The organism is Nonomuraea sp. NPDC059007 (assembly GCF_042740555.1).
Taxonomy (GTDB): domain Bacteria; phylum Actinomycetota; class Actinomycetes; order Streptosporangiales; family Streptosporangiaceae; genus Nonomuraea.
On the sequence record NZ_JBHYJD010000010.1, the window covers coordinates 1 to 25,908 of the forward strand.

General features: G+C 71.9%; 28 protein-coding genes. 11 read left to right on the forward strand and 17 right to left on the reverse strand.

Going from position 1 to position 25,908, the window contains the following annotated elements; all coding sequences use genetic code 11:
* The first annotated feature begins 220 nt into the window (after positions 1–220).
* Entirely contained in the window at positions 221–1,300 is a 1,080-nt protein-coding gene (locus ACFWY5_RS18205; protein WP_379633125.1) for a WD40/YVTN/BNR-like repeat-containing protein, read from the forward strand.
* A gap of 63 nt (positions 1,301–1,363) precedes the next feature.
* On the opposite strand, the gene ACFWY5_RS18210 is transcribed toward ACFWY5_RS18205, so the two are convergent.
* Entirely contained in the window at positions 1,364–2,125 is a 762-nt protein-coding gene (locus ACFWY5_RS18210) for a VOC family protein (protein WP_379633127.1), read from the reverse strand.
* A 158-nt stretch (positions 2,126–2,283) separates the two neighbouring features.
* Here ACFWY5_RS18210 and ACFWY5_RS18215 point away from each other — a divergent pair, with 158 nt between their 5' ends.
* Complete coding sequence (locus tag ACFWY5_RS18215) at positions 2,284–2,907, forward strand: alpha-ketoglutarate-dependent dioxygenase AlkB (protein WP_379623674.1); 624 nt, start codon at positions 2,284–2,286, stop codon at positions 2,905–2,907.
* Here the strand turns inward: ACFWY5_RS18215 and ACFWY5_RS18220 are convergent.
* The 6 genes from ACFWY5_RS18220 to ACFWY5_RS18245 all read right to left on the reverse strand — a co-directional run bounded on the left by ACFWY5_RS18220 (position 2,873) and on the right by ACFWY5_RS18245 (position 7,721).
* On the reverse strand, positions 2,873–4,054 hold the full coding sequence (locus ACFWY5_RS18220; RefSeq protein WP_379633129.1) for an MFS transporter: 1,182 nt from the start codon (positions 4,052–4,054) through the stop codon (positions 2,873–2,875). The two genes, ACFWY5_RS18215 and ACFWY5_RS18220, sit on opposite strands and share 35 nt — an antisense overlap.
* Positions 4,055–4,064: 10 nt before the next feature.
* Complete coding sequence (locus ACFWY5_RS18225) at positions 4,065–4,601, reverse strand: CGNR zinc finger domain-containing protein (protein WP_379623678.1); 537 nt, start codon at positions 4,599–4,601, stop codon at positions 4,065–4,067.
* 17 nt (positions 4,602–4,618) lie between these two features.
* A complete protein-coding gene (locus ACFWY5_RS18230; RefSeq protein ID WP_379633131.1) occupies positions 4,619–5,584 on the reverse strand; it encodes a hypothetical protein in 966 nt (321 codons plus the stop codon).
* 5 nt (positions 5,585–5,589) lie between these two features.
* A complete protein-coding gene (locus tag ACFWY5_RS18235; RefSeq protein WP_379633133.1) occupies positions 5,590–6,594 on the reverse strand; it encodes a hypothetical protein in 1,005 nt (334 codons plus the stop codon).
* 68 nt (positions 6,595–6,662) lie between these two features.
* Positions 6,663–7,031, reverse strand: coding sequence for a DUF2203 domain-containing protein (locus ACFWY5_RS18240; protein ID WP_379633135.1), 369 nt, complete (start codon positions 7,029–7,031; stop codon positions 6,663–6,665).
* 9 nt (positions 7,032–7,040) lie between these two features.
* Positions 7,041–7,721, reverse strand: coding sequence for a GntR family transcriptional regulator (locus tag ACFWY5_RS18245; protein ID WP_379623686.1), 681 nt, complete (start codon positions 7,719–7,721; stop codon positions 7,041–7,043).
* A gap of 86 nt (positions 7,722–7,807) precedes the next feature.
* Here ACFWY5_RS18245 and ACFWY5_RS18250 point away from each other — a divergent pair, with 86 nt between their 5' ends.
* Positions 7,808–9,100 carry an MFS transporter gene (locus ACFWY5_RS18250; RefSeq protein WP_379633137.1) on the forward strand — a complete coding sequence of 431 codons (1,293 nt, stop codon included), beginning with the start codon at positions 7,808–7,810 and terminating at the stop codon, positions 9,098–9,100.
* A gap of 55 nt (positions 9,101–9,155) precedes the next feature.
* Here the strand turns inward: ACFWY5_RS18250 and ACFWY5_RS18255 are convergent, their stop codons facing one another.
* Positions 9,156–10,448, reverse strand: a complete 1,293-nt coding sequence (locus ACFWY5_RS18255; protein ID WP_379633139.1) for an MFS transporter — start codon at positions 10,446–10,448, stop codon at positions 9,156–9,158.
* A 187-nt stretch (positions 10,449–10,635) separates the two neighbouring features.
* Between ACFWY5_RS18255 and ACFWY5_RS18260 the strand changes: the two genes are divergently transcribed.
* The 4 genes from ACFWY5_RS18260 to ACFWY5_RS18275 are packed head-to-tail and all read left to right on the forward strand — an operon-like array spanning position 10,636 to position 13,094.
* Positions 10,636–11,397: a sirohydrochlorin chelatase gene (locus ACFWY5_RS18260; protein WP_379623693.1), complete on the forward strand. Its 762-nt coding sequence runs from the start codon at positions 10,636–10,638 to the stop codon at positions 11,395–11,397.
* 42 nt (positions 11,398–11,439) lie between these two features.
* A complete protein-coding gene (locus tag ACFWY5_RS18265) occupies positions 11,440–11,994 on the forward strand; it encodes a GNAT family N-acetyltransferase (protein ID WP_379633141.1) in 555 nt (184 codons plus the stop codon).
* Positions 11,995–12,004: 10 nt separating this feature from the next.
* The gene (locus tag ACFWY5_RS18270) at positions 12,005–12,601 is read left to right on the forward strand and encodes a class I SAM-dependent methyltransferase (RefSeq protein ID WP_379633143.1); all 597 of its coding nucleotides are present in this window, start codon (positions 12,005–12,007) and stop codon (positions 12,599–12,601) included.
* Between the two features lie 52 nt (positions 12,602–12,653).
* Complete coding sequence (locus ACFWY5_RS18275; RefSeq protein ID WP_379623699.1) at positions 12,654–13,094, forward strand: hypothetical protein; 441 nt, start codon at positions 12,654–12,656, stop codon at positions 13,092–13,094.
* A 380-nt stretch (positions 13,095–13,474) separates the two neighbouring features.
* On the opposite strand, the gene ACFWY5_RS18280 is transcribed toward ACFWY5_RS18275, so the two are convergent.
* On the reverse strand, positions 13,475–14,089 hold the full coding sequence (locus ACFWY5_RS18280) for a TetR/AcrR family transcriptional regulator (RefSeq protein WP_379633145.1): 615 nt from the start codon (positions 14,087–14,089) through the stop codon (positions 13,475–13,477).
* A gap of 113 nt (positions 14,090–14,202) precedes the next feature.
* On the opposite strand from ACFWY5_RS18280, the gene ACFWY5_RS18285 reads away from it, so the two are divergent.
* Positions 14,203–15,159, forward strand: coding sequence for an SCO7460 family lipoprotein (locus ACFWY5_RS18285; protein WP_379633147.1), 957 nt, complete (start codon positions 14,203–14,205; stop codon positions 15,157–15,159).
* Here ACFWY5_RS18285 and ACFWY5_RS18290 read toward each other — a convergent pair.
* On the reverse strand, positions 15,156–15,563 hold the full coding sequence (locus ACFWY5_RS18290; RefSeq protein WP_379623705.1) for a RidA family protein: 408 nt from the start codon (positions 15,561–15,563) through the stop codon (positions 15,156–15,158). The two genes, ACFWY5_RS18285 and ACFWY5_RS18290, sit on opposite strands and share 4 nt — an antisense overlap.
* A 42-nt stretch (positions 15,564–15,605) precedes the next feature.
* Between ACFWY5_RS18290 and ACFWY5_RS18295 the strand changes: the two genes are divergently transcribed.
* Both ACFWY5_RS18295 and gnd read left to right on the forward strand, forming a co-directional pair.
* Positions 15,606–16,217 (forward strand): TetR/AcrR family transcriptional regulator, encoded by a 612-nt coding sequence (locus ACFWY5_RS18295; protein ID WP_379623707.1) that lies wholly within the window; start codon positions 15,606–15,608, stop codon positions 16,215–16,217.
* 49 nt (positions 16,218–16,266) lie between these two features.
* Positions 16,267–17,295, forward strand: a complete 1,029-nt coding sequence (gene gnd / locus ACFWY5_RS18300; protein WP_379633149.1) for a phosphogluconate dehydrogenase (NAD(+)-dependent, decarboxylating) — start codon at positions 16,267–16,269, stop codon at positions 17,293–17,295.
* On the opposite strand, the gene ACFWY5_RS18305 is transcribed toward gnd, so the two are convergent.
* From ACFWY5_RS18305 to ACFWY5_RS18330, 6 genes are read right to left on the reverse strand one after another with little or no spacing between them, the layout of a single operon-like run.
* Positions 17,282–19,072 (reverse strand): hypothetical protein, encoded by a 1,791-nt coding sequence (locus ACFWY5_RS18305; protein ID WP_379633151.1) that lies wholly within the window; start codon positions 19,070–19,072, stop codon positions 17,282–17,284. The genes gnd and ACFWY5_RS18305 overlap by 14 nt on opposite strands.
* Positions 19,073–19,090: 18 nt before the next feature.
* Positions 19,091–20,596: a glucoamylase family protein gene (locus tag ACFWY5_RS18310; RefSeq protein WP_379633153.1), complete on the reverse strand. Its 1,506-nt coding sequence runs from the start codon at positions 20,594–20,596 to the stop codon at positions 19,091–19,093.
* Between the two features lie 12 nt (positions 20,597–20,608).
* Positions 20,609–21,430 (reverse strand): carbohydrate ABC transporter permease, encoded by an 822-nt coding sequence (locus ACFWY5_RS18315; protein ID WP_379623715.1) that lies wholly within the window; start codon positions 21,428–21,430, stop codon positions 20,609–20,611.
* Positions 21,427–22,305: a carbohydrate ABC transporter permease gene (locus ACFWY5_RS18320; RefSeq protein WP_379623717.1), complete on the reverse strand. Its 879-nt coding sequence runs from the start codon at positions 22,303–22,305 to the stop codon at positions 21,427–21,429. Before ACFWY5_RS18320 ends, ACFWY5_RS18315 begins: the two co-directional genes overlap by 4 nt.
* Positions 22,306–22,307: 2 nt before the next feature.
* Positions 22,308–23,570, reverse strand: coding sequence for a sugar ABC transporter substrate-binding protein (locus tag ACFWY5_RS18325; protein WP_379633155.1), 1,263 nt, complete (start codon positions 23,568–23,570; stop codon positions 22,308–22,310).
* On the reverse strand, positions 23,567–24,565 hold the full coding sequence (locus ACFWY5_RS18330) for a LacI family DNA-binding transcriptional regulator (RefSeq protein ID WP_379623721.1): 999 nt from the start codon (positions 24,563–24,565) through the stop codon (positions 23,567–23,569). Before ACFWY5_RS18330 ends, ACFWY5_RS18325 begins: the two co-directional genes overlap by 4 nt.
* Positions 24,566–24,709: 144 nt before the next feature.
* Between ACFWY5_RS18330 and ACFWY5_RS18335 the strand changes: the two genes are divergently transcribed.
* Complete coding sequence (locus ACFWY5_RS18335; protein WP_379623724.1) at positions 24,710–25,114, forward strand: nitroreductase family deazaflavin-dependent oxidoreductase; 405 nt, start codon at positions 24,710–24,712, stop codon at positions 25,112–25,114.
* Here ACFWY5_RS18335 and ACFWY5_RS18340 read toward each other — a convergent pair.
* Complete coding sequence (locus ACFWY5_RS18340) at positions 25,107–25,889, reverse strand: TIGR02569 family protein (protein WP_379633157.1); 783 nt, start codon at positions 25,887–25,889, stop codon at positions 25,107–25,109. The genes ACFWY5_RS18335 and ACFWY5_RS18340 overlap by 8 nt on opposite strands.
* Positions 25,890–25,908: the final 19 nt, after the last annotated feature.

Consider the following 25,908-nt stretch of genomic DNA (forward strand, 5'->3'; position numbering starts at 1 on the left):
GCGCGGGGCTGTGGACCGGGGAACCCGCGTGCCGGGACCGGGGACCCCGGACCGGGACGCGGCACCCCGGACCGGGACGCGGCACCCCGGACCGGGACGCGGGACCCGGGAGCCCCGGAGACCGGGACCGCCGAGCGGTGAGTGGAGAGTGGGGAGCGGGGAGCGGCGGGTGGGAGGGGGTGGTGGACGGGGTGGGAGGGGCGGGCTTAGCTTGCTCGGCATGAAGTTACGTATCGCGATCACGGCCGTCGCCGCGGCCTGTGCGCTGATCACCCCCCTGCCCGCCCAGGCCGACACCCCTGACCTCGGCGGCCTCACCGGAGGCGACCTCCTCCGCTGGGACCTCAAGCAGACCGGCGTCACCGCCCGCCTGCGCGGACTGGCTCCGGTGAGCCGTGACGTCGTGTGGGCCTCGGGCAGCGAAGGTACCGTGCTCAGGACGGCCGACGCCGGGCGTACCTGGCGGAACGTCTCCCCGCCCGGTGCGGGCGCGCTGCAGTTCCGCGACATCGAGGCGTTCGGGCCCGACACCGCCGTGGCGCTGTCCATCGGCGAGGGGACCGACTCGCGGGTGTACCGGACCGACGACGCGGGCCGTACCTGGACGGAGACCTTCCGCAACGACGAGCCGCGCGCCTTCTACGACTGCATGGCCTTCTTCGACCGCCGTCACGGGCTGGCGATGAGCGACCCGGTGGACGGCAGGTTCCGGATCCTGTCGACGTCGGACGGCGGGCGGAGCTGGGCGGTCCTGCCCGCCGCCGGGATGCCGGCCGCGCTGCCCGGCGAGGCCGGGTTCGCGGCCGGCGGGCAGTGTCTGGTGACGTCGGGCGGCCGGGACGCGTGGCTGGCCAGTGGCGGCGCCGAGCGGTCGCGCGTGTTCCATTCCCGCGATCGGGGCCGCACCTGGACCGTGGCCGACACTCCCATCCCCGCCGGAGACCCCGCCCGCGGGGTGTTCGCCCTCGCCTTCCGCGGCCGGCACCAGGGCATCGCGGTCGGCGGCGACTACCGGCCCGGCCAGGCCTCCCCCTCGGCCGGCGCCTACTCCGCCGACGGCGGCGCCAGCTGGCGGCCCTCTCGGGTGCCGCCGCCTGCCTACCGCTCGGGCGTGGCGCTGCTCCCGCTGGCCGCGATCGCCGTCGGCCCGAGCGGCAGCGACATCTCCTTCACCGGCGGCCGGACGTGGCACACGTTCGACACGGGCTCGTTCGACACCGTGTCGTGCACGCCCGACCTGAGCTGCTGGGCGGCGGGCGAGCAGGGCAGGGTGGCCCGCCTGGCCCTCAGCCGCCGCTGACCACCCGGGTGCGTCACCGGCCCCCTGCCCAGCCGCCAGGACAGGGCAGGGGGGCGGACCCGGTCAGCCGGAGCTGGTCATGACGGCGAAGCGGACGCCGTGGGGGTCGGTCAGGGTGGCGAAGCGGCCCACTCCTTCGACCGACTCGGCGGCCACCGCCACCGCGCCGCCCAGTTCCCGCGCCTTGGCCACGGCCGCGTCGCAGTCGCCCACCTCGATGTACGGCAGCCAGTGCGGCGCGACGCCCGGCATGGGCACGAGCCCGGCCATGCTGTCGTCGGCGCCGCCGCCGGGCGGGGTGACGACGGTGTAGGTCAGCTCGCCCATCGGCATGTCCTCGAAGCTCCAGTCGAACACCGACCGGTAGAACCCCTGCCCGCCGCCGGCGTCGGGCGTGTAGAGCTCGGCCCAGCACAGCGAGCCCGGCACGGTCACCAGCTCCAGCCCCTTGAGCTGCCCCGGCTCCCAGATCGCGAACTCCGCCCCCGCCGGGTCGCTGAACTGCGCGATGCGGCCCTCCGGCCCGACCTCGGACGGCGCCATGCGGACCGTGCCCCCGGCCTGCTCGACGGCCTTCGCGGTGGCCTCGGCGTCGGTGCTGCGGAAGTAGAGGATCCAGGCGGGGCTGGCCCCCTCCTCCGTGAGCCTGCCCACCGCCGCGACGGTCTTGCCGTCCTGCTGGAACGACCCGTAGTCGCCGCCGCCCGGCATGGTGTGGTGGCTCCACCCGAACAGCCCGGTGTAGAAGGCCACGGTCGCGGGAAGGTCGGGGCTCCCGAGGTCGAGCCAGACCGGGGTGCCGGAAAGGTTCTTCGTGGTGAGCATGGCGTGCTCCTTCGTGTGGATGATGGTCGGCCCGCCGCCTCACGGTGCGGAGGGAACTGAGGGCGACGCCACCTCTCAGCGTCGCACACGGCGTCGGGGATGAGGAGAGCCTAGCGAGTTTCGAATGTGTGTTCAGGCGATCACGTACACTCGAACACATGAATGTGCTCTACCAAGGCTCGCTGCTCGACGTGGACGAGGAGCCCGGCCCCGGCCCGCTCGCTCCGGTGCGCACCCGGCTGTCCCGGGACGCCTGGATCGACGTGCTGCCCGGCTGGCTCGGCGGCGCCGACGCGCTGTTCGACCGGCTGCTGCGCGAGGTGCCGTGGCAGGCCGAGCGCCGGGTCATGTACGACCGGGTGGTGGACGTGCCCCGCCTGCAGAAGTTCTACGGCGAGGCCGAGCCCCTGCCCGACCCGGTCCTGACCGAGGCCAAAGCCGCGCTCGACGCCCATTACGCCGAGGAGCTGGGCGAGCCGTTCCGCACCGCGGGCCTGTGCCTCTACCGCGACGGACGCGACAGCGTCGCCTGGCACGGCGACACCATCGGCCGGGGTTCCGCCGAGGACACGATGGTCGCCATCGTCTCGCTCGGCACGCCGCGCAGCCTGCTGCTCCGCCCCCGGGGCGGCGGCCCGTCGGTCCGTCGCGAGCTGGGCCACGGCGACCTCATCGTGATGGGCGGCAGCTGCCAGCGCACCTGGGAGCACGCCGTGCCGAAGACCGCGCGGCCGTGCGGGCCGCGGATCAGCGTCCAGTTCCGTCCGCGCGGGGTGCGCTGAGCGACATCGCCGCGTAGGCCACGACCGCCGCCGCCTGCAGCGCCGCGCCGGCCGCGAGGGCGAGGGGCACGGAGTGTACGGCCAGCGGCCCGGCCACCGCCGACCCGGCGGCGAACGAGGTGATCTTCAGGCTGGCGCCGGTGGTGAAGATCTGACTCCTCAGCCGGGCGGGGGCGTCGCGGTGCCGTACCGCGAAAAGGGCGGTGAGCTGTGGCCCCTCGCCCACGCCCGCGATCGCGGCGGCCACGACGGCGAGCGCGAAGGAGTCGGCGAGCGCCGCGACGGCGATGCCCGCCCCGACGACGGCGGTGGCGGCGACGAGCACGCCGTCGGGCCACCACTTCCCGGCGGCGGGGGCACGGTGGGCCAGCACCGCGTTGGCGCCGAGGGCGGTGGCGGCGGTCACGGCCAGGAGCAGCGCCCCGAACCCGGCGCTGCCCACGAGCCGCTCGCCCAGCAGCGGCGTGCACACGACCAGCATCGCGACTCCGGCCAAGGAGATCATCGAGGTCACGGTGGCGCGGCGCAGCGACGGGTTGCCGGTGATCGCCCGCGCGCCGGCCAGGAGTTCGGCGGCGACCGAGGTCGTCTTCTCCACGCGCTCGCGCGGCGGGAGCGACAGGGCGACGGGCAGGGACGCGGCGATGAGGACGCAGGCGGCGATCACCGGCGTGGAGCCGCCGCCGAAGGCCGCCATGAGCCCGGCGAGCGCGGGCCCGAGCAGGGCTGCGACGTTGTAGGAGATCGAGTCGAGTGCGTTGGCGCGCGGGAGCGAGCCCGCGGGCACGGCCAGGGGCAGCTGCGCCGTCCATCCGCCGCTCAGCGCGGGCCCGAGCAGCCCGGTCAGCACCGCGAGGCCGATCACCAGCCCGTCGGGCACCCGGCCGAGGAGGGCGAGGATCACCAGGAGCCCGCCCGCGTACCCCGTCAGGCACCAGGCCAGCAGCCGTCCCGGCCACCGCGCGCGGTCGAGCAGCACGCCGAGCAGCGGCCCGCCCACCGAGGCCGAGACCGTCAGCCCCGCGAGCAGCCATCCCGCGACCGCGGGCGACCCGCTGACGGCCAATCCGAGCACGAGCAGCGCGGGCCCGGACATGTCGTCGCCGGTACGCGCCGAGGCCGCCCCGAGCATGTAACGCCATAACATGCAAGAGACGTTACATGCCCCGGGTGGCGGCGCGGTGGGCGGCCACCCGCTCCCTGGTGGCGCAGCGCGGCGAGCAGTAGCGCCTGGGGCTGCCGCCCGAGGTGTCCAGGAACGGCCGCCCGCAGCTCGCCGAGGCGCACAGCCCCGCGGGAACCCGCTGATGATCGGCCAGCAGCACCGCCATCGACATCGCCGAGGAGGCCAGGAACCACTCCGCCCACGGCGCGTCGTCGTCGCGGTCCACGTGCAGGTGCCAGGTCGTCGTGCCGCCGTGGTCGGTCAGGCGCGGCGGGCAGGCGGTGCCGGCCAGCAGCCCGTTGAGCAGCCCCGCCGCCTCGCCGACCGACGGGGCGGCGAACAGCTCCATGAGGCGCCCGGCCGCCGCGCGCATCGCGCGCACGTCGTCCGGCGTCAGCTCCAGCGGGCCCGGCTCCCCGTGGGCCCGCAGGACGCCGGCGATCGACCCGGGCGTCGGCTCCTCCCACAGCAGGGCCTCGCACAACGCCACCGCCCGCGCCGCCATCGCCCTGGTCGAATGCACCTCCATCCCTGCAGGGTACGGTGTCAGCCCCCGCAGGCGGCGAAGACGTAGGAGTCGGCCAGGACGCTGTAGCGGTCCCTGACCGTGACCTTGCCGGAAGGCACCTCGACCCGCACGACGGTCATCTTCGTCGGCCCGCTCTCCGGCGCGTCCGCCAGGTGGAGCGTCACCTGGTTCTCGCCCGTCCAGTCGGCCTTCAGCACCTCGCCCTTCGGCAGCGTGAGCCGGATCTTCGCGGTGACCTGGTCCACCGCGCTGTCGTACAGGACCAGCGCGGGCTTCCTGCCCTGGATCACGTTGGCGATCGTCGCGCCGTCGGCGGCCAGGGCGTAGGGGCCGTTGTAGGCGACGACCTGCGGCGGGGTCACCCGGCGTACCTGCTCGCCGCTGTCGCGGTAGACGGCCAGGTCGGTCACGGGCTCCTCGCCCTCGGCGGAGGTGAGCAACTCGTCGGCGTCGCCGCTGAAGCCGGAAACCGCCTCGTTCCTGCCGGCCGAGCCGAGCTGCGTGCCGCTCGCGGTGTCGAAGATCCGCGTCTTCTTCCCGGTGATCGCCGCGGCCAGCTTGGCGCCGTCGTCGGAGAGCAGGAGCGTCACGTCGTACTGGGCGACCCGCGGCAGCGCGTCGGCGGCCAGCAGCTTCACCCCGCCGCCGATCGTGCGGACGGCCAGGCGTCCGCGCTTGGTGAAGTAGGCGACGCGGCTGCCGTCGCCGCTGACCGCGATCGGCGCCACCTGGTAGCCCGAAGAGGTGCCGTCGGCGTGCCTGGCCACGGTCTGCGCGTCGCGCAACTGCCGCTGCCTGCCGTCGTGCGTGACCAGCCGCCAGGGTCCGCACGGGCGCCGCTCGTCCTTCTTGTCGGCGCAGCCCTTCAGCGAGGCGTAGCGGACGGCGTCGTGGTCGTGCGGCCCCGCCTGCGCGGGGGCGGCCGGTGACAGGCTCAGGGCGAGGGCGCCCGCGGCCAGCGCGGCGGTGAACCTGATCTTCATGGCCTTCACTCCCCCGCCAGCCGCGCGGCGTACCTGGCCGCGCTGATCGTGTAGCGGTCACGCTTGGTGAGCGTGCCCGCCGAGGTGTCCACGCCGGCCGACAACGCGTGCCCCGTGCCGCTCTCCCCCTGGTAGAACAGCACGCCGAGGCCGCCGTCGCGGTCGTAGGAGGCGACCGCGGGCACGTAGCCCTTGGGCGCCGCCAGCTTCAGCGACGGGCCCATCTCGCCGCTGGTCAGGTCGTACTCGCGCAGCTTGGGCGGCTTGACCCCGTCGTAGTCGCCCGGGATGAGGGCGGCGAGGTTCCTGCCGTCGGCGGCCAGGGCGTACACGCCGGCCGCGCCGATGACCTGCGGCGGCGTGCGCCGCAGCGGCGGCCGGCCGTCGGTGTGGTGCACGACCAGCGCGGTGGTGTTGTCGGTGAGGTTGCGCGTGGCCAGCAGCTCGTCCCCGTCGGAGCTGAAGGCCTGCGGAACGTCGTCCGCCGGAAGGTTCACCGTCGCTCCCGTCCTGACGGTGACGATCTTGCCGGGCTTGTTGCCGTCGGTGTGGTCGATCGCGATCCGGTCGCCGCGTGGCGACAGGCGCAGCGTGAGGTCCATGGTTCCCGACGCCTTCGGGGTCAGGGACTTCGGCAGTGCGGTGACCCGGCCGCCGGCGGCGCGCCGTACGACCAGACGGTGGTCGCTCGCGCGCAGGTAGGCGATCCAGCGGCCGTCACCGCTGACGGCGAACGGCGCCTCCTGGTACTGCGGGACGCCCTTTCCGTCGGTGGCCGCGGCCGCGGCGCCGGGCACGGTGACCGTGCGGCCGTCGCGCATGATCAGCCGCCACTGCCCGCACGGGTAGGAGACGTCCTGCTTGTCCGTGCAGGACTTGATCCATGCGGCCCTCGCCTCGGGTGCCGCCCCGGTGTGCGCGGCGGCGGGCGTCGCGGCCCATCCGGCGGCGAGCAGCGCCGCGACGACCGTGACGGCCGCTGAGCTGTGTCTCATCCTCTGTCGTCTCATCCTCGTCCTCCTTTCGCTCACAGGGTTGGACCCGTGCGGCAGGAGGACGGTTGGTCACAGCTCGGCCACTATTCGCGCTGGAGGGGCCGCCGCCCGGCGAAGCCGAGTTCGTCGCGGTGGTACCAGCCCAGCTCGACCTCGCCCTCGATCCAGCACAGGCCCACCGGCCGCCCGCCGATCACCGAGGGGAAGTCGAGCAGCACCGGCGCGATCCCCTTCACCTGCAGCCCGCGCTCGTGCCAGCCGCTGATGATCTCCTCGATCCGCGCCTCCAGGGCCTTCAGCTCGGCCAGGCCACCCAGCGGGGAGACGCCTTCCTGCTGGCGGTCGAAGGCGATCTCGGCGAGATCGGCGCGGGCGGCGACCAGCCGCTCCGCCTCTTCGAGGATTCCGGGCAGCATCGCGCGCGCCTCGTCGAGGGTGAAGGTCCGCTCCATGACCGCACGCTATCGGCTGGGGTCGTAGGCGTGGACGAGCAGCCGCTCGGCGTGGTCCAGATAGTCGGCCAGGAAGGCGGCCGCCTCGTCCGTGCGTCCCGCCTCGATGTGCTCGAGCAGCTTGCGGTTGAGCACGACAAAAGGCTCGTGGAAGGTACGCGGGTTCTTCATCACATGGAAGACCAGCCGCAGCTCGGCCAGGAGCTGCCGCATGGTCTCATCGAGCCTGGGGCTGCCGTTCATGGCGACCAGCGCCTGGTGGAAGCGGATGTTGGCGGTGCCGACGCCGCGCCAGTCGTCGGCCGCGGCCGACCTTTCGGCGTCGGCGACCGCCTCCCTGATCACCGCCAGCGCCGCCCCCGTGGGGCGCCGGCGCACCGCCGCGTCCTGGAGCACGCGGCGGACGCGGTAGAGGTCGGCCACGTCCTCGGCCGACAGCACGCGGACGAAGACGCCGCGGTTGAGCCGGTGGTCCAGTAGCCGCTCGTGCCCGAGCAGCCGGAAGGACTCGCGCAGCGTGTTGCGCGAGACGCCGAGCGCCTCGGAGATGGACTCCTCCGACAGCCGCTGCCCCGGCTCGAAGAACCCCTCGATGATGCGGTCGCGCAGGATGTCGGCCACCCGCTCCGCCGTGCTGGTACGCCCGAGCCTGGACCGCTCGCGCTCGAGATCCGCAACCGCGTCATCCACATGTAACAGACAATCACCCCACAAACCTCTTGTCGAATTGTTCAACGATCCTTACGTTGAGAGATAAACCTACGAAAGGCGATGCGATGTCTGGCTCCCCCCAACAGACGCGGCGGGTGATCCTCGCCAGCCTGGTCGGCACGTCGCTGGAGTGGTACGACTTCTTCCTCTACACGACGGCGGCGACGCTGGTCTTCGGCAAGCTGTTCTTCCCGACGCTCGACCCGTTCAACGCCACGCTCGCGGCGCTGGCCTCCAACGCCGTCGCGTTCGTCGCCCGGCCGCTCGGCGGCGTCGTCTTCGGCCACTTCGGCGACCGCGTGGGACGCAAGACCGTCCTCGTCGTCACCCTCCTCATGATGGGCGTCGCCACGTTCCTCATCGGCGTGCTGCCCAGCTTCGACAGCGTCGGCATCCTGGCCCCGGTCCTGCTGGTCACCCTCCGCTTCATCCAGGGCCTCGGGCTGGGCGGCGAGTGGGGCGGCGCCGTCATCATGACCATGGAACACGGCGACCAGCGCCGCCGCGGCTTCAACGCCAGCTGGCCACAGGTGGGCGTGCCCGCCGGTTACGTCCTGGCCACCGCCCTGCTGACCGTCCTGTCCCTGACGCTGACCAACGAGGCTTTCCTGTCGTGGGGGTGGCGGGTGCCGTTCCTGCTGTCGGGGGTCCTGGTGCTGGTCGGCTTCTGGGTACGGCGCCGCATCTCCGAATCCCCGCAGTTCGCCGAGATCGACACCAAGGGCGCCAAGGCCAAGATGCCGCTCCTGGAGGTCATCCGGACGCACCCGAGGGCACTGCTGTCCGCCTTCACCGCCCGGATCGGCGTGGACGTGGCCTTCTACACCTTCACCGCCTACATCCTCGTCTACATCACCACCACGCTGGGCATGGACCGCTCGGTCGGCCTCAACGCGGTGCTGATCGGCTCGGCGCTGCAGTTGTTCCTCATCCCGGCGTTCGGCGCCCTGTCGGACCGCGTCGGCCGCCGTACCGTGTACCTGGCCGGCGTCGTGGCCGCCGCCGTCTGGGTCTTCGCCTTCTTCCCGCTGCTGGAGACCCGGTCGTTCCCGCTGATCGCGCTCGCCGCCGTCGTCGCCCTGATCACCCACGCCGCCATGTACGGCCCGCAGGCCGCCTTCATCGCCGAGCTCTTCAGCACGCGGCTGCGCTACAGCGGCGCCTCCATGGGCTACCAGGTGGCCGGGATCGTCGGCGGCGCCCTGGCCCCGATCGTCGCGCTGAAGCTCTTCGACACCTACAAGTCGACGCTGGCCGTGTCGATCTACGTGGTCATCGCGCTGGCGATCACCGCGTTCGGCCTGGCCATCGCGCCGTCCGCCCATGACCAGGACGAACGGATCGCCCAGCGGGCCTGAGCCACCGCGGAAGGGGCGCCGGGCGGCGGCTGCCAACGCCGCCCGGCGTTCAGGATCAGGCGGCGGTCTTCGCGTTGTGGCGCGCGGGCCGCCAGCCGCCCTTGAACGCGACCATCGACACCAGGAAGATCACCTGACCGGCCAGGCCGACCAGCAACCATGCCCGCCAGCCGCCCCCGGCCACGACCTGCGGCGAGACGATCAGCAGCACCACGATCATGACCCGGACGACCATGCCCCAGATGCCCAGCGCCGCGCCCTGCAGCCGCGACTCCACATCTTCGGCGTCCTCGGAGAAGTTGGCCATCCAGGGCACGTACGCGACGCCCATGAACAGGAACATCAGCGCGTAGACGACGGTGATCTGGGTGGTGGAGGCAGGGGAGCCGATCAGGCTGACGTAGTAGCCGAGCGCGGCGATCGTCAGGACCGTCCCCACGGCGGTGAACGGCTTGCGCGTCTGCAGCCTGTCGGAGAAGCGGCCGACCACGATCACGGCCAGGGCGTTGAGGAGGATGCCGATGGCCACGACGCCGTTGGCGGCGGCGGTCTCCATCCCGAAGGCCTCGTTGAGGATGGTCGGGCCGAAGATCGCGAAGGTCCAGTACAGCACCTGCCAGGCGGTGTTGCCGAGCACGTGGGCCCACAGGTGCGGATGGCGGAACAGCTCGCGTACCCGGCCGGGATCGATCTTCTCCTCGACGCGGACCGCCGACTCGGCCCGCATCACCTGGGCGCGCAGGGCGGCCGACGGCTCGGCGATCTGCCAGATGATCACCGCGCACAGCAGCAGCGAGACGACGCCCATGATGATCGCCTGCGACTGCCAGGCGTTGCCGAACATCGGCAGGGTCACGCTGGCGATCAGCGAGGCCAGGAAGGCGGCGCCGACCGGTCCCCACGTCCAGAACCCGAACGCCTGCGCCCGCCCCAGCCGCGGCGAGAAGTCGCGTACGAGCGAGGCGGTGATGGTGATCCCCGCGCCCTCGATGAAGAGCATCAGGCACCTGACCACGAACAGTCCCGTGGTCGTCTCGACGGTCGCCAGCAGGAAGTTGCAGGCGGCGGTGACGGTCAGGGTGGGCACGAGGATCGTGACGCGCCCCCACCGGTCCGACAGGATGCCGCCGAATCCGGCCGACAGGCCGCCCACGAGCACCGAGGCGGCCGCGATGAGCCCGTAGACCTCCAGCGTCATGCCGAGGTCCTGGCGCAGCAGGGGAAGGATGGTGGCGATCGTGGTCTCGAAGTTGGCGACCAGCGAGGCGAGCACGGCGATGGCCAGCAGGCGGATGCGGTTGGCGCCCACCGGATACACGTGCAGTTCGCGGACATAGAACGGCTTCATCCCAAGTCCTCCGGGGTTGAACTGTCGCTCTAGAACGCGTTTCTAGTTGCTTCACCCTGCTCTGCCTCGTCACCATCCGTCAACATTCGCGGACGTCACGATGTGATCTCGATCACAGGTGCCTCGTGATCGAATCGCAGCCCGGTTTCGTTACATCAATCGGCGAATCCGCATAAAATGCGCGCCTGTGAGCCTGCCTGTACGTGAACGTTCCCCCCGGCCCGGTGGCGGCCGGCACCGTCGTCCGGTCCCCGCGTCGCTACCCCCGGACGCCCCCGTGCTCGTGCTCGCCTGTCCCGGCGGCACCGACGGACCCGCCGCCGACATCGCGGCCGTGGTGAGAGTCGACAACCCGCAGATCGAGGTACGCCTCACCGCCGTCACCGAGCTCTCCCAGGCTTTGACCGACAGCCGGGCGAGCGTCGTCGTACCCCTGCTGACCTGGGACGACCCCGCAGTCCTCGGCGAGATCGGCAAGGCCGTGGCGGCCAGCGGCGCCGAGGCGGCCGTCACCCAGGCGCTCGGCCCGCACCCGCTGCTCGCCGAGGCCCTGCACATCCGCCTCGCCGAGCGCGGCCTGGCCAGAGCCGACCGCGTGCGCCTGCTGAACGTCGGCAGCCCCGTCGACGCCGTCATCCTCGGCACGCTCGGCGGCGAGCAGGCCGTCGCGGCCGCCCAGCCCACCGCCGTGCTGCTGGCCTCCCGCCTGACGATGCCGGTGGTGGCCGCCTCGCTCGACAGCGCGCCCGGCGTGGCCGTGGCCGCACAGCGCCTGCGGGCGGCCGGCGCCGAACGCCTCGCCATCGCCCCGTGCGCCATCGACGCACCCTCCGGCCTGGTCGAACAGGCCGCCACGGAGATCGGCGCCGGCCACGCCGACCTCCTGGGCGCGCACGGCGCGATCGCCGAACTTGTCGCGCGAGCTTACGGTAGTCAACTAGCGACTTGACAACACTTGTAAAGATCACTATGTAGGCGTTACCGTCAGCGCATGCACTGCGTCAACGTCGTCGGCGAGCGTCTCGGGCTGCGGGACGTCACGCCTGCCGACATCGACGCCCTGCACGCCATCTACGGCAACCGCGCGGCCACCGAGCATCTGCCGTTCAATCCACGATCCCTCGACGAGGTCGCCGGGATCGTCGAGGAAGCGATGGCCGCCGCAGCGACCGAACCCCGGCGCCTCTACCTCCTGGCCGTCACCGATCCCGACCACCACGGCGTGATCGGCGTCGCCCGCCTGCACGTCGAGGCCGACCACCCGCACAGCGCGGAGATCGGCCTCGGCCTGCGGCCCGACCAGTGGGGGCGCGGGATCGGGACCGACCTGATCAGGCTCCTGTTAGGTTTCGGCTTCCGGTCGCTGGGCCTGCACCGGATCTGGGGCGCGCGCGCACCGGCCAACATCCCGGCCCAGCTGGCCATGCTCACGGCGGGGATGATCGAGGAGGGCCGGATCCGGCACCACGTGCTGGCGCCCGACGGCTGGCGCGACTCCGTCGTCCACTCGGCCATCGTGGACGAATGGAACTCCCTGTACGTCTAGAGTGACGCCGATGTGGAACCACAACATCGCCTTCCACCCTTTCGTCCTGGCGAACGTGCCGGCCGGCTGCGAACGGGCGCTGGACGTGGGCTGCGGAGACGGGCTGCTGGCCCGCAAGCTGTCCGCCCTGTCCCGGCAGGTCACCGGCGTGGACGTCTCCCCCGAGATGATCGCCGAGGCCCGGTCCGCCGGAGGCCGCCCCGACTACCTCCAGGCCGACTTCCTGGCCAGTGACCTGCCCGAGTCGTCCTACGACTTCGTCACCACGGTCACCACCATCCACCACATGGACTTCGCACCCGCCCTGACCAGGATGGCGCGCCTGCTGCGCCCCGGCGGCCGGCTCGTCGTCATCGGCATCGCCGCCAACGCCACTCTCCTCGACTGGGTGATCGACGGGATGAGCGTGGTCAAGCACCAGATCGTCTCCCGCGTCCACGGCGGCGCCGAGCAGAACACCCCCGTCGCCGCGCCCACGATGACCTGGTCCGCCGTCCGCCGCGAAGCCCTGACCCTGCTGCCCCGGGCGCGGTGGCGACGGCACCTGCTGTGGCGGTACTCCCTCACCTGGACCAAACCGCTGCCAACACCGCCCCGCCCGGCGTGAGAATGTCAGTGCCGCCCCCTACGATGAGCGACCTCACGAAAGGGTGCCTGCCATGCTCGATTCGCTGATCGTGCCGCTGCTCGTCACGACGGACCTGCCGCCGGACGCCGACCTGGCCGAGTTCGGCGCGCTCCTGACGGAGACGGCGCGCGAGTTGCCCTACGACGCCTTCCTCGCCGGGAAGGTCTTCTGGCTGGACCGTCCCGTCCTGCCCCAGCAGCGCCCCGCCTCGGAAACCGAACTCCGCTTCGCGGCGATGCTCGGGTACGCGGCCGCCTCGGGCACCGGGCACGAGACCCGCCAGGTCGTCGCCGACGTACGGCGAGCCGCCACGGCGGCCATCGCCTCCCGCTACGGCACGGGCGCCGCCGCCCCGGCCGTCTTCGCCATCAGGGAGCGCGACATCCGCGAACGCACCCCCGACACCGCCCTCTACGTCGACACCCGCGACGCCACCCCCGACCTCATCACCGCCACCCGCGCCTACCTCTAACCCCGCCACCCGCCCGCCCACACCCCGAGCGCCCTCTCCGCCACGGCGCCACCCAGCCGCGCCCCGCCGCGCCCTCCTCGCTGCCTTACGCACCACCGCCCGCGCCCTCCCCCGGACACCGCGCACACAACGGCCGGGCGGGCAAACCGCCTTGGGCGGGCGCGACCACCACCGCCCGACCCCTCCCCCGGGCACGCGTCCCCGGTCACCACGCGCACGACAGCCGGGGCGGCTGGCAATGCGCCTTGCGTGCCACCACCACCCCGCTGCCTCCGCTGGCCCGCGGCCCTCGCCCTGGCGCCACACAGGCCGCGTGCGGGCTGCACTACCGCCGTACCGGCCACCGTCACCGGCAGCACACGCGGGCAGGTTGGAGCGCTTCATGCATGCCAAGGGGTGCCGTGGGCCGGTGCGCTGGGCAGGGAGCCTTGGACGATGGCCTGGGCGACCTCGTGGACGCCTTCCCTGGTGATCGACTCCGGCGGAGCCGTGACCAGGGTGAACAGTGCGCCCGCGTACAGTGTGATCAGTGTCGCGACCCTGTCCCGTGGGATGGGCAGGGCGAGGTCGGCGTGGTGGCCGGCGGTCAGGCGCAGGGCGGTGTCCTGCAATCCGGCCAGCGCCGGGGCCATGGCCGGGCGGCGGACGGCCTCAAGCTGGAGTTCGAAGATCGCCAGATAGCGGGTACGGAGCATGGTCGCGGCCCCGAACAACGACTCCGCCAGCAGATCGACGGTCTGCCCGATGCCGTCGGCGGCGGCTTCGGCCGGCCGCATGGCCTCGGCCATGTCGGCGAGGTGCAGTTCGCTGACGCGCTCCGCCACAGCCAGCAGCAGCGCCTCTCTGGTGCGGAAGTAGTTCGAGGCGGTCCCCTGGGGCAGCCCGGCGGCCTGCTCGACCGCGCGGTGGGTCAGTCCGTGCGCCCCGGACTCGGCGAGGAGTTCGATGGCGGCGTCGGTCAGGGCCCTGCGGCGGCCGGGGTTGGTCGGCGGCATGCGGCCATGGTAACGGCATCCGTCCTAGGACGGCCGTAGTGAGGATCTCCATGCACACCGTGAGCCTTGGACCTCTGTCCCAGGTCGCCCGGTGGGGATTAAGGTGATCTGTCATGGAGCGTTCTAGACGGCGGCGGCGGTGGGCGGCCGGCCTGCTGGGAATGGTCGTGCTGGCCGGCGGGTGCTCGCTGGGCACCGGCGACGACCGGAGCCGTGCCGAGGAACTGGCGGGCAAGCTCTACCCCGGCCGGCTGAAGGTGGTCGGGGCGCGCAACCTGTTCCCCGAGACCAACGGGTCGGAGATCACGTTCGCGCTGGCCGGCGACCCCGACGCCGTCGTACGCCTGAGGATCGACGCGGAGAAGGACACCTGCGACCGCAAGCCGTGTGAGAGCCAGCTCGCGGCGGCGGTGCGGAAGGGCGAGGAGCTCGGGGAGAACTGGCGGCGGCTGGCGGCGGGGTTCCAGAGTTGCGGGCACCCCATCATCGCCGCCAACGCGCCGCTGTCGGAGGTCTGGATCGAGGCGGCGCCCACGAACGCGACCATCGCGTCGTTCCTCGGCACGGTACGCGGGTGCCTGGGCACGGGCAGGGCGCTCGCGGTGAACTTCGCCACTCCCGCCGTCGCCGCCAGGCGCCCCCGCGGCGGGGAGGGACTGCCGACGTTTCTGCGGATGACCGAGACGAAGGTGCTCGCGGCGCTGTCCAGGGAGCCCTATCTGGTCGCCTCCTACTCGCCGGCCAACGAGCCGTCCGCGCGGATCGTACGGCCCTTCGACCAGCGGCAGGAGTTCGAGAAGCGGGCACGGGCCAGCGCGACCGAGTGGCTGGCCGCCAACCGTCCCGGCGCGATGGTCGGCGGCGTGGTCGGGGTGTGGCGCCTGCGGCCGGGGCGCGTGGACCGGCTTATGGGGTACGTGCTGTTCTGCGAGACCCAGCAGGCCAAGTGCCAGGGCGACCGGGCCGTGGCGATGACGGTGGACCCGCAGGGCAACCCGGTCGGCGACATGCGCGTGGTGGAGAACATCAGGGACCAGGGCGGCGTCCTGCGCCTGCCCGCCGGCACCTAGGGAAGTACGGCGGTGGCCTCGACCTCGACCAGCAGGTCGGGCTCGCCGAGCGCCGCCACGCCCAGCAGCGTGATCGGCTTGACCGGGTCGACGCCCAGCTTCGCCGCGGCCCGCGCGACACCCTCGCCCAGCAGCGGCAGTTTGTCCGGCGTCCAGTCCACGACGTAGACGGTGAGCTTGGCGACGTCGTCGAAGCTGCCGCCGACGCCGGCGAGCGCGGTGGCGATGTTGAGGTAGGACTGCTCGACCTGGGCGGCGAGGTCGCCCTCCCCCACCTTGGAGCCGTCGGCGTCGCGGGCGACCTGCCCGGCGAGGAAGACGAGCCGCGAGCCGGTCGCGACGGAGAGCTGGCGGTAGACATCGGGCTTGGGCAGCCCGTCGGGGTTGTGCAAGGTAACGGCCATGCCCCGTAACATAACATAGCTATGCTATGTATGCTAGACGGCATGCCAAGGATGAAGGACCCGGCGGTCCGCTCGCTCCTGATCGACCGGGCGGCGCACATGCTGCGGACCCGGCAGCCGGTCACGCTCCGCTCCCTCGTCGAGGGCACCGGCGTCTCCACCATGGCCGTCTACACACATTTCGGCGGTATGGACGGCCTGTGGTCGGCGACGCGGCAGGAGGGGTTCACCCGGCTGGCCGCCCGGCTGTCGGCGGTCGTGCTGACCGACGACCCGGTCCGCGACCTGGCCGCGCTCGGCGCCGCCTACACCGCGGCCGCGCTCGGCGACCCCGATCTCTACCGGGTCATGTTCGACGCCGGTTTCGAGCTGGAGGACGCCGCCGCGGCCGACGCCTCCCTCCACATGCTCGTCAGCGCGGCCGGGCGGGCCACGGCGGAGGGGCGCTTCCGGCCCGGCACCGACCCCCTGGAGCTGGCCACGCGCTGCTGGGTCATCGGCCACGGGCTGACCTCGCTGGTCGCCACCGGGCCGCTGCCGCCGGAGGCGCTGGGCCACGCCGTACCCCTGCTGACCGCGCTGTTCGTCAGCGCGGGTGACGAGCGGGAGCGCTGCCACCGCTCCGTCGCGGCGGGCTGGGGTCAATCACCTTAAGGGACATGCACGGACATGCCATTACCCGCCCGCGGGGAGGGTGACGGGCATGAAGATCGCAATGGTGGGCCTGGGCCGGATGGGCGCGAACATGACGCGCCGGATCATGCGCGCCGGCCACGAGTGCGTGGTGTTCGACCGCGCCCCCGCCGCCGTCCAGGCCCTGGCCGCCGAGGGCGCCCAGGGAAGCGCCTCGATCGAGGATCTGGTACGCGCGCTGCCGTCCCCCAGAGTCGTCTGGCTGATGCTGCCCGCCGCCGTCACCGGCCAGGCGGCGCGGACGCTGTTCGGCCTGCTGGAGCCGGGCGACGTCGTCATCGACGGCGGCAACTCCTACTACCGCGACGACGTGGACCGCGCGCGGGCGGCCGGGGCGCGGGGCATCCACTACGTGGACGTGGGCACCAGTGGCGGCGTCTGGGACCTGGACCGCGGCTACTGCCTGATGGTCGGCGGCGACGACGAGGCGGTGAAGCTGGTCGAGCCGGTGCTCGTCGCGCTGGCACCGGGGGTGGACGCGGCGGGCCGTACCCCGGGACGGACGGGCGAGCCGTCGGCGGCCGAGCAGGGCTGGCTGCACTGCGGGCCACCCGGAGCGGGACACTTCGTGAAGATGGTCCACAACGGCATCGAGTACGCCGTCATGGCCGCCTACGCCGAGGGGCTGAGCGTGCTCGGCGGCGCGGGGGCGGGCCGGCACGTGCGTGAGGCCGACGCCGAGACGGCGCCGCTGCGCGACCCGCAGTACTACCAGTACGACACGATCGACCTGGCCGAGGTGGCCGAGGTGTGGCGGCGCGGCAGCGTGATCGGCTCGTGGCTGCTCGACCTGACCGCCGCCGCGCTGCACGCCGACCCGGACCTGGAGCGGTTCGCCGGCCGGGTGTCGGACTCGGGCGAGGGACGCTGGACGAGCATCGCCGCCATCGAGGAGGGCGTGCCCTCACCCGTCCTGACCGCCGCGCTCTACAGCCGCTTCGCCTCGCAGGGGGCGGCGCTGTTCGCCGGGAAGGTGCAGTCCGCCCAGCGCAAGGGCTTCGGCGGTCACGACGAGAAGGACGAGATCACGCCGGGGTGAGCTCCACGAAGGACACCCCGGGCATGGGCAGGTCGAACTCCAGCGTCAGCGGGCCGGACACCCGGGCGGGCGGGGTCAGCTCGTCCAGGGTGTTGGCCGCGGCCAGTTCCTCCCACTGGCCGCCGGCGGGCCAGTCGCCGCCGCCCATCGCCTGCCACACCGCCCTGATGTTGGAGTGGCGCTCGTCGATGCGGTGATGGGTCACGAGGTGCTCGCCCGCCAGTCCCGGGATCGACAGCGTGACCGTGCGGGCCAGCTCTGCGGCGCCGTCGGCCTGGGCCTGGTTGAGCGTGCCGTTCCAGATCAGGACGCCGATCCGGCCGTCGCCGTGGCGGGCCGCCCAGACCTCCACGCCGCCGGCGTCGCCCTCGGCGCGCGCGGCCAGCTCCTCCTCGCCCAGCCGGTGGGCCAGGGTGAGCGCGTGGTAGCGGGGCTTGCGCAGGTTGCCGACGGTCAGCAGGCCGAAGCCGCCGTGGAACAGGCGCGGCGGACGGCCCAGCTCCTCGAAGTGGTCGGAGGCCACCCAGTGCGACAGCGCCTCGATCCGGCCCGCTGCCGCCTTCATGCCGTGCAGCAGGAACGTCGCGCCGAACGGGCCGTCGCCGATGCCGTGGAAGTGCGTCGGCGTGGGGCCCCACTCGGTCCACCAGATCGGTACGTCCTCGCGGCCGTGCCTGGCCAGGGCGGGCCGCCAGTCGAGGGGTGCGTTGCCGTAGGTGTGCGTGGAGACGAAGTCGAGCGCGGCACCGGACTCGGCCACGTGCGCGAGCAGTTCCTCGACCCAGCCGTTGGCGGCCGAGGAGGGCCCGCCGACGCGCAGGTCGGGGTGGACGTTCTTCACCGCCGCCGCCGTCACGTCGTAGAGCAGGAAGTACTCCTCCGGCGTGCCGGACCAGAACACGGCCAGGTTGGCCTCGTTCCAGACCTCGAAGGACCAGCGGTCGACGAGTTCCCGGATGCCGTAGCGCTCGGCCAGGTGCTCCACCAGGGCCCTGACCAGGTCGCTCCACGCCTCGAAGTCCTTGGGCGGTGAGATGATCGCCTCGTAGCCGAAGACCGTCGTGGACGGGTCACGGGCCAGGTCGCGCGGCATGTAGCCGAGCTCCACGACCGGCCGCAGCCCGAACTCCATGATCGTGTCGTAGACCCGGTCGACCAGCGTGAAGTCGTAGAGCGCCGTGCCCCCGGCCTCCTTGTACACCCCCAGGTCGTCGCAGAGGATGGCGTGGGCCCGGACACTCTCCACGCCGAACTCCTCCCGCATCGTCCGCAGCGCCGCCGTCAGCTCGGCCCCGATGGGACGGCCGCCGGTGGTGTCCTCGGACAGCATGTGGGACAGGTGCTCGGAGCCGATCATGGCGGTCCAGGGGCGCGGCAGCGCGCGGGTGACACGGTCGGCCTCGACCACGACCGTGACGGCGGCCGGTCCGGACAGCGGCGCCGCCCGCACCGGCGCCGAGAAGGCGCCGGTCACCTCCATGGCGGCGATCGCCGCCACCGTGTAGGCGGCCGGGCCCTGGCCGGTGTCGACATAGCGGCACTCCGGGACGGCGGGCACGTCGACGTCGGGCTGTTTGACCGACTCTCCGTCCCGGTGCACCAGGTACCCGATGGCGCCCGGTACCGGCTCCCAGGTCAGCGTCACGTGCCCGGCGCCGGATTCCGCCCGCAGCCCCTCCGGGGCCGGCAGCGGGATCTCGCCGACGGGTGTGACCTCCCCCGAGGCCTGGTAGATACGTTCCTGCCAGTCACGGCGTGCGGCATCGGCCGTACTCATCGAGAATGCGTTCCTCTTCTACTGGGAGACAAGCGGGATGACGTTCCACTCTTCGAGCCCCATCACCGGACGGAGCTTCGCCTCGACGGCGGGCGTGCCGAAGTAGCGGCGCATGTTGTCGCGGGCCAGCACGTTGCCCAGGGCGGCCATGACCATCCCCTGGTCCAGCGCCAGGTACCACTTCGACACCACGCCCGACCTGACCGCGACGGCGTCGTAGAAGCCGCCGGGCCCGTAGGCGTCGAAGTTCTTCTTCAGCCCGGCCAGGTTCTCCATGGCCGCCTTCTTCGCGTACGGCAGGGCCAGGAAGCCGGCATGCGGCGTGACGACCCCGTCACCGTAGGCGGCCGGTTCCGGCTGGGCGGGGCGGCAGCCCTCGTAGCCGGGGTCGGTGGTGGTGCGTTCCCTGTCGGTGGTGTAGCCGGTGGCGTCCATGCCGAGCGGGTCCACGCCGTACTCGCGATAGCCGCCGTGCGGGTCGTTGGAGGGCGAGAAGCCCCAGTAGCCGTACTTGGCCTCGCGCAGGCCGTGCTCGATCTGGGCCTGGACGAACACCGGGTGGTTGCGGCCCCAACTGCGCGGCGCCCACTTCGACTCGGGCACCACCAGGTCGGGCATCAGTTCCTCGAACATCGAGCCGCCCCAGTTGGGGACGTAGCGCATGCCGCGGTAGCCGTACGTGCCTTCCCAGACCTTGACGCCCAGGTGCTCCTTCCAGGAGCCGACCGGCTTCTGGTCCTGCCAGGCCCAGTCGCAGGCGTTGTCGGGGAAGGTGCGGTAGATGCCGAAGTAGTGCTCGCGCGGGACCTGGCCGAGGGCGATGCCGACGTAGGTGGCGATGCGGGTCTCGGCGGGCGCGCCGTAGTGGTGGCAGGTGGAGTAGACGACGGTGCCGGTGCCGGCGTAGTCGCTCTCGACCGAGCAGCCTTCCGGTTTCTCGGGTGAGAAGCCGCCGCGCAGCAGGCCGGTGCCGGCGTCGGGGCGGGCGGCGGGGTCGTAGTAGGAGGCGAAGTTCATGGAGCGGGCCAGGCGGCCGGCCTTGCCCGCGTGCTGCGGCATGGCCTTGGGGATCATCATGAGCGCGGTGGCCAGCCAGCCGTTGTCGACGCTGGAGGCGAAGAGCTGGATGGGGTTGCCGCTGTCGGGCCACACGCGCACGAGCTTGAGCGTGGCCGGGTCGTACCAGTTGTAGAACTGGCCGGTGGGGGTGTTGCGCTCCAGCTTCTCCAGCGCGTCCAGGACCCTGGCCACGCGCCTGGAGGCGTCGCCGGAGCCGATGAGGCCGAGGTCGCGGGCGGTGAGCGTGCTCCAGACGTAGGTGGCGATGTTGGTGGGCGAGGTGACCTTGGCGCGGGTGCGCAGGTCGCCGGTGACCTTGTCGGCCGGCAGGCCGGTGGCGGGCTCGACCATGGCGTTCATGGAGCGCCACGTGTCCTTGGCGTACTTGTAGAGGGTTAAGTCGGGGTTCGTCACGTGGGTGGGCGTGGCGGCCAGCAGGCCCGCCATGAGGGTGTTGAGCAGCATTCCGGGTGCTCCTTACTTGATGCCGGAGGTGGCGATTCCCTGGATGAAGAAGCGCTGCAGGAAGACGAAGAGGATGAGGATCGGCGCGATGACGATCACCGATCCGGCGACCAGCAGGTTGTAGTGGGTGCCTTCGGCGAAGTTGAGGATGTTGAGCGCGACCGGGAGGGTGTAGAGGTCCTCGGACTGCGCGACCACCGCGGGCCACAGGAAGTTGTTCCACGCGCCGAGGAAGGTGATCAGGCCGAGCGTGGCCATCGCGGGCTTGCACAGGGGCAGGACGATCCTGAAGAAGATCCGGAACTCGCCCGCGCCGTCCACGCGCGCGGCGTGGATCAGCTCGTCGGGCAGGTCGGCGATGAACTGGCGCATCAGGAAGACGCCCAGCGGGTTGATCAGTCCCGGCAGGATGATGCCGATGAAGGTGTTGACCATGCCGAGCTTCGCGATCAGCACGAACTGCGGCATCATGAGCACGATCGCCGGGACCGCCATCTGAGCCAGGACCAGGGCGAAGACGACGTTCTTGCCGCGGAAGCTCAGCTTGGCGAAGCCGTACCCGACCATGGAGCCGAACAGCAGGTTGCCCGCCACGATGGCCAGCGCCACGATCAAGGAGTTCATGAACGCCTGCCCGATGTGCACGCGTTCGAGGAGTTCGGCGTAGTTGCCCAGCGTCCAGGTCTCGGGCAGGAACGTCGGCGGGTCGCGCCTGATCTCCGGCTCGGGCTTGAACGAGCTCAGCCCGGCCCAGAGGAACGGCCCGATCACCAGCAGCAGGCCGGTGGCGAGCCCGATGTAGGTGACCACGTGCTGCCCGCGGGTGCGCTTCACCGTGACCTCCCGATCCTGAGCTGCAGCACCGCGAGCGCGATGATCACCGTGAACAGCACGGTGGCGGCGGCGCCGGCGTAGCCGTAGTTGCCGACTCCGAACTGCTTCCAGATGGCGAGCGACACCGACAGCGTCGAGTTGAGCGGCCCGCCCCCGGTCATGACCAGCGGCTCCTCCAGGAACTGCAGGAAGCCGACGGTGCTGTAGATGGTGCAGAAAAGGATCACCGGCCGCAGCTGCGGCACCGTGACCGACCAGAACCGCTGCCACCGCCCGGCCCCGTCGACCTCCGCCGCCTCGTACAGCTCGCGCGGGATGCCCTGGAGCGCGGCCAAAAAGACGACCATGTCGAAGCCGAACCCGCGCCAGGCGGTCATCGCGATGATGGACGGCAGCGCCGTACGCTGGTCCTGCAGCCAGGCGGGACCCTGGACGCCGACCAGCTCCAGCAGCCGGTTGACCAGCCCGGCCTCGGGCTCCAGCAGAAACTTCCAGGCGACCGCGATGCCGATGATGCTGGTGATGTGCGGCAGGTAGTAGCCGAGCCGGAAGAAGGCGGCCGGCAGCCGTCCGATCCCCGAGTTGAGCGCGACCGCCGCGGCCAGGCCCAGCCCGATCGTCAGCGGCAGGCAGACCACGACGAACACGAGCGTGTTGACCGCCGCCTTGACCATGGCCTCGTCCTGGGCCAGGCGGATGTAGTTCTGCACGCCGACGGGGTTGACGCCGAGCACGTCGGCCACGTCGGTACTACGGAAGTCGGTGAAGCTCATCCCGAGGCCGGCCAGCAGTGGCCCGAGGTAGAACACGACGAACATGAGCAGGAACGGCAGCACGAACACCCAGCCGAGCCCGGTCCTCCGAGCGTGGATCATGATTACAGGCCGGTGCCGATCGCGTCGGCCTGCGCCTGGATGGCCTTGGCCGCCTGCTCGGGCGTGGACTTGCCGAGCGCGAGCTTCTCCAGCTCACCCTCCATGACCTTGGCCAGCTGCTCCCAGGTCGGGTAGGGCGGCGGCGTCTTGGCGTCCTTCAGCTGCTCGCCGAAGACCTTCAGCTGCGGGTCCGCGGTCAGCTCGGGCTCCTGCCAGGCCGACTGTACGGCCGGCAGCGCCTTCACCGTCGTGTACCACTTGGCCTGCACCTTGGGTTCGCTGAGCCACTGGACGAACTTCCACGCCGCGTCCCGGTTCTGCGCCTTCTTGAACACCACCATGTCGGAGCCGCCGACGAAGCTGGTGCCGCTGACCGGCCCCTTCGGGTACGGCACGACGTCGAACTTGTCCTTGAACCCCGCTCCCCCGTCGTTGTTGAGCACCCCGGCCATCCAGGGCCCGGAGATGAAGCCGCCCACCTCGCCCTTGATGAAGTTCTGCGGGAAGCCGCCCTTCGGGGTGTCGTTGGGCGCCAGCTTCTCCTGGAACAACGAGGCGTACTGCTTCAGCCCCGTGATTCCCTCAGGCGTGTCGAAGGTGTACTTGCCGTCCTTGACGATCTCCCCGCCGGCCTGCCAGATGAGCGGGACCATCTCCTGCCAGGAGCCCTCGGTGTAGCCCTGGTTGAAGCCCTTCTTGGCGCCGCCCTTGTCCTGGAGCGCCTTGATGAACGTCTTCCACTCCGCCCACGTCTTCGGCGGCTCGACGCCGGCCTTGTCGGCCTGGTCCTTGCGGTAGTAGAGGACGCGGGTCTCGACGTACCACGGCACGCCGTACGCGGTGCCGTTGACGTCGACCGTCTGCCAGGCGCCGGGGAAGAACGCGGCCTTGTCGATGAGGTTGCCGGGCGTGGGCTCCAGCGCGCCGGTCTTGGACAGCTCGCCCGCCCAGGTCGATCCGATCATGCTCACGTCGGGGGTGGCGGATCCGGCGATCGCCGAGGTGATCTTGTCGTGCGCGACGTCCCAGCCCATCGGGGTCACGTTGACCTTCACGCCGGGGTTGGCGGACTCGAAGTCCTTCGCGAACGCGCCCAGCGCCTTGCCCTCCTCACCGATGGCCCAGACCGTGACCTCGCCCGCGACCTTGCCGGTGGCGACGTCCTTGGCCTGTTCCGGTGCCTTGTTCGCCTCGCGTCCGCATCCCGCGGCCAGGATCGCCAGCGCCAGCAGGCCGGCGGCCGAGCGCCTGGTGGTGGTGTTCATCGGGGTTCCTCCTGGGGGTGATGACCGCAGCTGGAACGGATCACCAGCTCGGTGGTCAGAGTGAGGTGGTTCGGGGTGGAGCGGGCCGCGGTGATCAGTTCGTCGAGCGCGCGGGCCGCGCGGGCGCCGAGCTCGCGCATCGGCTGCCTGATGGTGGTCAGCGCCGGGCGGGCGTGGCGGGCGGCCATGATGTCGTCCCAGCCGGTGACGGCCACGTCATCCGGTACGGCGAGGCCGAGCTCCTCGGCGGCCAGCAGCGCGCCGAGCGCCACCTCGTCGTCGGAGCAGATGATGGCCCGCGGCCGGTCGCCGGACCTGAGCAGGCGCAGCGCCGCCTGGTGTCCGTCGTCCACGGTGTAGTGGCCGGTGGGCACCGCCTCGATGGCGGCGCCGAGCACCGAGCGCACGCCCTGCCAGCGTTCGTCCACGTCGTCGCCGGTGACCAGCGGCGCGCCGAGGAAGGCGAAGCGCTCGTAACCGTGCAGGGCCAGGTGCTCGGCCAGCAGCCGGGCCGAGGCGGTGTTCTCCGCGCGCAGGGTGTCGGCCCCGGCCAGCGGCTCGCGCGAGACGAACACCAGCGGCATCCCCACCTGGATCAGCTCGGCGATGACGTCGTCCGGCGCGGTGTGGCCGAAGATCAGCAGCCCGTCCACGCGTCCGGCCAGATCCTTGACCAGGTCCCGCACCCGCGTACGCCCGGTCGTGGACAGGATGAGCACGGAGCGGCCCAGCTCGGCGGCGACCTCCTCGTAGCCGAGCAGGACCTCGGTGTAGTAGGGGCCGGACAGATTGGGGAAGACGATCCCGTTGGCGGCGTGGCGGCCCTCGGCCAGGCTGACGCCGAGCCTGCTGGGCGTGAAGTTGAGCTCTTCCACGGCCTTGAGCACCTTCTCGCGCGTCTTCGACGCCACGGGCCCCGTGCCGCGCAGCGTCCGCGACACCGTCGCGATCGACACCCCTGCCCGCTGGGCCACCTCGTAGATCGTCACGTCCATCGTCTTTCTCCCTCGCTGTGTAAGCGGTTACACACAACCTCGTGTAAGCGCTTACAGAAAAGGAGTGTGCCAGCCGCGTCAACTTCTCGTACAGACCCCGGCGAGTAACGGTGAGGTCACGCCGCCGCGGGTACGTGCGATCACATGCTGTACGGCAAGGAACACGTCGAGAGATACCAGCAGACCGGCGGGGCCGAGGGCCACGACTGGAACGGCACCACGGTCCTGCTCCTGACCACCCGCGGCCGCAGATCGGGCCGCCCTTACACCACCCCGCTCATCTACCAGAGGTACGGCGACGCCTACACGGTGGTCGCCTCCAACGGCGGCGCCAAGGAGCATCCCGACTGGTACGCCAACCTGCTGGCGGACCCGGAGGCCGAGGTGCAGGTCAAGGACCGGCTCTTCAAGGCACGGGCCAGGACCGCCACCGACGAGGAGAAGCCCGGCATGTGGGGCGCCATGACCAGGGTGTGGCCCGACTACGACAACTACCAGCAGAAGACCGACCGCCCGATCCCGGTGGTCGTGCTCGAACCCGTCACCTGACGGCCGCCTCCACCACGCCGGTGGCCCGCGCGAACCGCTCCACCTCCTCGCGCGGGATGGCACCGGGCAGGAGCACCGAGGTGGCCAGCCGGAAGACGAGGGCCCGCGCCACCATGCGGGCCCCGCCGTCCACCTGCTCGATCAGCGCGGGATCGGCCCCGTGGTAGAGGAGGCCGTCGGCGACGACCACCGCCTCGGCGTAGCCGGCGGGCCGCCAGTAGGGCGAGAAGTCGATCACCGCGGGCGGCCGTTCCGGGTGGAACAGCACGTTGCCGGTCAGGTCGCCGTGGACGAGCTGGCTGGGCGCCCCGGCCGGGCTCGGGACGCGGCGCAGCCGTTCCAGAAGATCCGCGGGCCCTCGCGGAGGCTCGCGTTCCTCCCACGCGATGCGGTCGGCCACGGCCCAGGCGTGCTCGCGGCGGTCCAGCAGGGCGGGGCGCGGCAGGTGACGCAGGGCCCGGTGGAAGGCGCGGCCGGCCGCGAGCAGGTCCGCCCACCGGCCGCCCGGACCCGGCGTGCCCTCGGTGAACTCGGCGGCGGCCCACCCGCCCGCGACGTGACCGCCGTCGCGCGAGCGCAGCGGCCGCGGCACGCGGAAGCCGTCGGCGCCGGGCAGGCCGCCGAGCACGCGCGCCGACCACTCGGCCTCCTGCGCGTCACCGGCGGGCTTCAGCACCGCGTCGCCGGCGCGGAAGCTCTCTCCCTGGCCGCCGTCGAGCGGGCGGGCGGGCCCCGCGAGCCCGAAGGCGGCCAGTACGTCGTCAGAAGGGCGCATCCCACCATCATGGGCAAGT